Here is a 5,178-nt window from a genome sequence, read left to right on the forward strand (position 1 = left end):
TGTGCGGCTACCGGCCCGACGCCACGCACCAGCGCCACGTGGCGCTGGCCGCGTGCGTGGAGTTCATTCATACCGCCACGCTGCTGCATGATGACGTGGTGGATGAAAGTTCCCTGCGCCGGGGCATGGCCAGCGCGAACGCGGTGTTCGGGAACAAGGCTTCGGTGCTGGTGGGGGACTTCCTGTTCGCCCGGTCGTTCCAGCTCATGACCGATGACGGTTCGCTCAAGGTCATGAACATCCTGTCCTCCGCTTCCGCCACGATCGCGGAAGGGGAGGTGCTGCAGATGTCCACGCAGAATGACCTGTCCACCCGGATCGAGCAGTATCTGGAAGTCATTCATGGCAAGACCGCCGCCCTGTTCGCGGCCGCGTGCCGCGTGGGCGCCGTCGTGGCCGAGCGTGACGCCCGCGTGGAACTTGCGCTTGAAACCTACGGCACCAATCTGGCATGGCGTTCCAGCTTGTGGATGATGCGCTGGATTATGCGGCGGATCAGGCCCGTCTGGGCAAGACGGTGGGCGATGACTTCCGTGAGGGCAAGATCACCCTGCCCGTACTGGCCGCCTACGCCGCCGGTTCGGACGAGGATCGCGCCTTCTGGCAGCGCGTGATCGAAAAGAGCGAGCAGGAACCCGATGATCTCGACCATGCCCTGCGCCTGATCGAGAAAACCGACGCCATCCGTATCACGCTGGATCGGGCCATGGACTACGCGCAGGCCGCGTGTGAGGCCCTGTCCATCTTCCCGCCCAGCCGCCTGCGCCAGCTTTTGCAGGATACGGCCAGCTATACGGTCAACCGGCTGCGCTGAAGCCGGCAGGACCGGGCGTTACGGCCCGGTCGTGACCGATGCGGGGCCGTGGGCCCGGCCCGGTTCAAACAGGCAGGGTGCGTCCTGACTATATCCCAGCCTGTGCAGTCCGGGTTGCAGGGCGGTCAGATCATCCGGCAAAGCGGTAAAAAATACCTGTTCCGGCGGGGCGGAACGCGGGTCGTCCGGCCTGTCCAGCTCAGCCATAATGCGTGCGGTCTGTCGGGCTACGGCCGGGGCCGGGTCCAGCCAGGTTACGTCTGGCGGTCCGATTTCGCGCATGGCGTCGAGCAGGAAGGTGTAGTGGGTGCAGCCAATGCCTACCACGTCGATTTCCGCGCCATGCGGCTGCCCGAACAGGCCATCGAGTTCCGCTTTTAGCTGCCTGCGGTCAGGCGGCACGCCACGGAAGGCGGCCTCCGCCATATCGGCCAGCCCGCGTGCGCCATAGGCCAGCAGCGTGCAGTCGGGCGCGAAACGTGCGCGTAGATCCTTCAGGTAGGGGCGGCGCACCGTCGCGCGTGTGGCCAGCAGGCCGATCGTGCCGGTGCGGGTATGGTCCGCTGCCCATTTTATGGGCGGCACGCAACCGACAAAAGGCACGTCATAGGCCGCCCGCAGGCTGTCCAGCGCAAGGGTGCTGGCCGTATTGCAGCCAATGACCACCACGCTGGGCCGCAGGCGGGCAATGGCATGGCCCAGCAGATGGACAATCCGAACACGCAGCGGCGCGTCGGGCTGTTCGCCGTAGGGGAAAACGGCGGTGTCCGCCAGATAGTCAACCGGTATGCCGGGGAGGAACGCGCGAAGCTGTGCTACGACGCCCAGCCCGCCAATACCGGAATCGAAAGTAAGGATACGCGCCATCAACCGGCAGGCTGATCAGGCGCCAGCGTCACGTTTGGCCTTGAGCGCCAGCGCTTCTTCCGCGCTGCCGACACCGCCATGCTTCGCGGACCATGCGCAGGGGTCTTCAAGGAAACGGCGGACTTCGGCGGCATCCTTCTCGGAGAAATAGGGCTTGCCCGCGCAGGCTTCCAGCACATCCCACCATGTGCACAGGGCGTGCAGGCTTATGTTCATGTCCGCCAGCGTGCGGTAGGCGCCGGGGAACACGCCATAGAAGAAGACCACGAACGTATGGTCCACCAGCGCGCCCGCCGCGCGCAGGGCCTTGGCGAACTGCACCTTGGACGAGCCATCCGTGGTCAGGTCTTCCACCAGCAGGGTGCGCATGCCTTCGGGCACATCACCTTCGATCTGGCATTGCGGCCAAAGCCCTTGGGCTTTTTGCGCACATAGGCCATGGGCGCCATCATGCGGTCGGCAATCCAGGCGGCAAAGGGAATACCCGCCGTTTCCCCGCCCACCACGGCGTCGATGCTTTCGTAACCGACATGGCGGCCAATCTTCTCAACCGCCAGTTCCATGATCTTCTGCCGCGCGCGCGGGAAGAAGATGATACGGCGGCAGTCAATGTAAACCGGGGATTTCCAGCCGGATGTCAGGGTATAGGGGTCATCGGGGCGGAAATTGACGGCCTTGATTTCCAGCAGCAGGCGCGCCGTCATCAATGCGGCATCGCGGTCCCACGCTGTTGAACCTGTTGAAAGCCCAGCCCCGTTTCCCGTGGCGTCGTGCATACCCTATCTCCGGCCAAATGATATTCGATATTACGAATGACAGGAGAGACGATTAACCGCAACGGCGGCGAAAATCCATCGGTCTGCGCCCCCCGTGCCCAAAAACGCGAAAAAAAGCGGGCAGGGAAATATAACGTGACAGGGTTAAGGCCGTGTAAGGGTACGTTTACCTTGCCCAAACAGGTTATTCGTTTTAACATCACAATATTGATAATCATTCTCACTGATGGATCATCGCATCGTGTCTGCTGAAAACAGTCGCATCGCTCGCAAGTGTGAGCGTGCCGTCATCACAGCCTATCAGGAACTGCGTGGCGTCGGGAGCAGTGATGTGTCGGCGTTCCATGCCTGCACGACCCTATACCGTATCCACCACCCCGAATCCTCGTTGAACGAGGCCCGGCGTCTGGTGTCGGAATGGATCGATCATCATGTGATCCAGAGACGCTCCGGCCCCACAAACGGCTGTGAGTGCGAGGAACAGCATTAGGGGCAATATCACTGCCGCCCCGCTGTCTTCCGTTATTTTATATCGCGGCGGATATATGGGGACTTTTCCGGTCACGCGCCATTGTAATGGCAGGGTGGTTTTTCGGAAAAATAAAGTAATGGCACGGTATTCAGGCTGAGTTCCTTGCCTGAAGACTGCTCAGAAATCCCGAAATCATAAGAAGGTTTTGGTGAAGCTTTTTTCAAAAAGCTTTCAGGGAATGCCGCCTTTGAAAAAAAGGCGACACCCGAAAACCCATATTGTTTTTTTTACAGCTTTCCGGTCATGTCCCTGCGCAGGCGGGGAGGCTGTTCCCCGCCTGGCGTCAGGTCAATCAGCCGCGCTTGTCGAACGGGACGAAGTTGCGCTCGGGCGAGCCGACATAAAGCTGGCGGGGGCGGCCGATACGCTGACCCGGTTCCTCGATCATTTCCTTCCACTGGCTGATCCAGCCCGTGGTGCGGGCCACGGCGAACAGCACGGTGAACATGCTGGTCGGGATGCCCATGGCCTTGAGGATGATGCCGGAATAGAAATCGACATTCGGGTAGAGGCTGCGCTTGACGAAATATTCGTCATTAATGGCGATCTTTTCCAGTTCGATCGCCAGATCCAGCAGCGGATCGTCCTTGATGCCCAGTTCGCCCAGCACCTCATGGCAGGTGGCCTGCATGATCTTCGCGCGCGGGTCGAAGTTCTTGTACACGCGGTGACCAAAGCCCATCAGGCGCACGCCGCTGGTCTTGTCCTTCACCTTGGCGATGAATTCGGGGATGTTGTCCTTGTGGCCGATTTCGGCCAGCATCTTCAGCACCGCTTCGTTGGCCCCGCCATGTGCGGGCCCCCACAGCGCGGCGATACCGGCGGAGATGCACGCGAACGGATTGGCCCCGGTGGAACCGGCAAGACGCACGGTGGAGGTGGAGGCATTCTGTTCATGATCCGCGTGCAGGATCAGGATGCGATCCATCGCACGCGCCAGCACCGGGTTGATCTTGTAAGGCTCGCTGGGCACCGCGAACATCATGGACAGGAAGTTTTCCGCATAGGACAGGTCGTTACGCGGATAGATGAAGGGTTCGCCCTGCGTGTATTTGTAGGCCCATGCCGCGATGGTCGGGATCTTGGCGATGATGCGCATGGCCGACTGGTAGCGGCTTGTGGCGTTCGAGATGTCCAGTCCCTCATGATAGAAGGAGGACAGCGCGCCGACCGTGCCGCACAGGATGGCCATGGGGTGCGCATCGCGGCGGAAACCGTTGAAGAAATTACGGATCTGCTCATGCAGCATGGTGTGGTGCTTGATGGAGTTCACGAACCCGTCATACTGTGCCTTGTCCGGCAGTTCGCCGTTGAGCAGCAGATAGGCCACTTCCATGAAGGTGGCCTGTTCGGCCAGCTGCGCGATGGGGTAGCCACGATGCAGCAGGACACCCTTTTCACCATCAATGAAGGTGATCTTGCTGGAACATGACGCCGTTTCGCCATAACCGGGATCGTAGGTGAATACGCCAGCCTGTGCCGGCAGTTTGCGGATATCGATTACATCCGGCCCCATCGTGCCGGACAGCATGGGCAATGAAATGTCCTTGCCATCCAGCGAGACTGTGGCGGTTTTTCCGGACTCGCTCATCTACAACACTCCTCCTGGGTGCCATCTGCCGCGCGTCGGGGCGGGGTGGCACATGTCTCCAACCTCCGGGCACTCTGTCGTTCAACCGACAGTTTGTAAGTCTGCCCAAATTTATATACCCGGTTTCCGCCTGCGCGGCTGTCCCCCGGGCCTCGGGTGTGACGATAGGAACGAACCCCCCTCGTGGCAATCCATCCACCCGCATCGCGGCAATGACATTATTGGCAAGACAGGTCCAGCAGGCGGATTTCACCATCCGTCGCCACGTTCCATGGCTGCTCCGTCGTGAAACATGCGATCGAAGCGGGAGCAAAGCCCCGGATCAGGCCGGATTCCAGCGCGGGCGGGCAGGCCCTTGCGCCCCAGTGGACCACAAGTGCCTGCAGGGCGGGGTTATGGGCCAGTATCATGATGTTGTGGATTTTATCCGGCACCGCGTACAGTTCGTTGCGGATGGTCTCCGCCGTGGCGTCATACAGGGCGTTCACATATCGGATATCAGGCGTGTGATCGCCATAAAATGATCCGATGGCCGCCAGCGTCTGGCGCGTGCGCACGGCGGGACTGACCAGGACCAGTTCCGGCGCGAAGTGCCGCG

Annotated in this window: 4 protein-coding genes and 2 pseudogenes; 2 read left to right on the top strand and 4 right to left on the bottom strand. The window is 61.0% G+C overall.

Translation table 11 applies throughout. From position 1 onward, the window contains the following. A pseudogene (locus JCM25156_RS23000) lies at positions 1-814 on the top strand (polyprenyl synthetase family protein); the annotation flags it as partial. 18 nt (positions 815-832) lie between these two features. Here JCM25156_RS23000 and JCM25156_RS09125 read toward each other — a convergent pair. Then, the gene (locus tag JCM25156_RS09125) at positions 833-1,681 is read right to left on the bottom strand and encodes a glutamate racemase (RefSeq protein WP_025812838.1); all 849 of its coding nucleotides are present in this window, start codon (positions 1,679-1,681) and stop codon (positions 833-835) included. A gap of 15 nt (positions 1,682-1,696) precedes the next feature. Then, positions 1,697-2,457, bottom strand: a pseudogene (locus JCM25156_RS23005) (orotate phosphoribosyltransferase). Between the two features lie 226 nt (positions 2,458-2,683). On the opposite strand from JCM25156_RS23005, the gene JCM25156_RS09135 reads away from it, so the two are divergent. Beyond that, on the top strand, positions 2,684-2,947 hold the full coding sequence (locus tag JCM25156_RS09135; RefSeq protein WP_034959128.1) for a hypothetical protein: 264 nt from the start codon (positions 2,684-2,686) through the stop codon (positions 2,945-2,947). Positions 2,948-3,281: 334 nt separating this feature from the next. On the opposite strand, the gene gltA is transcribed toward JCM25156_RS09135, so the two are convergent. Together gltA and JCM25156_RS09145 are read right to left on the bottom strand one after the other, a co-directional pair. Further along, positions 3,282-4,580: a citrate synthase gene (gene gltA / locus JCM25156_RS09140; protein ID WP_025812840.1), complete on the bottom strand. Its 1,299-nt coding sequence runs from the start codon at positions 4,578-4,580 to the stop codon at positions 3,282-3,284. A gap of 218 nt (positions 4,581-4,798) precedes the next feature. Further along, positions 4,799-5,178, bottom strand: a 380-nt coding sequence (locus JCM25156_RS09145) for a SixA phosphatase family protein (protein WP_025812841.1), incomplete at its 5' end; no start/stop codon positions are given.

This window comes from Komagataeibacter kakiaceti JCM 25156, from assembly GCF_000613305.1.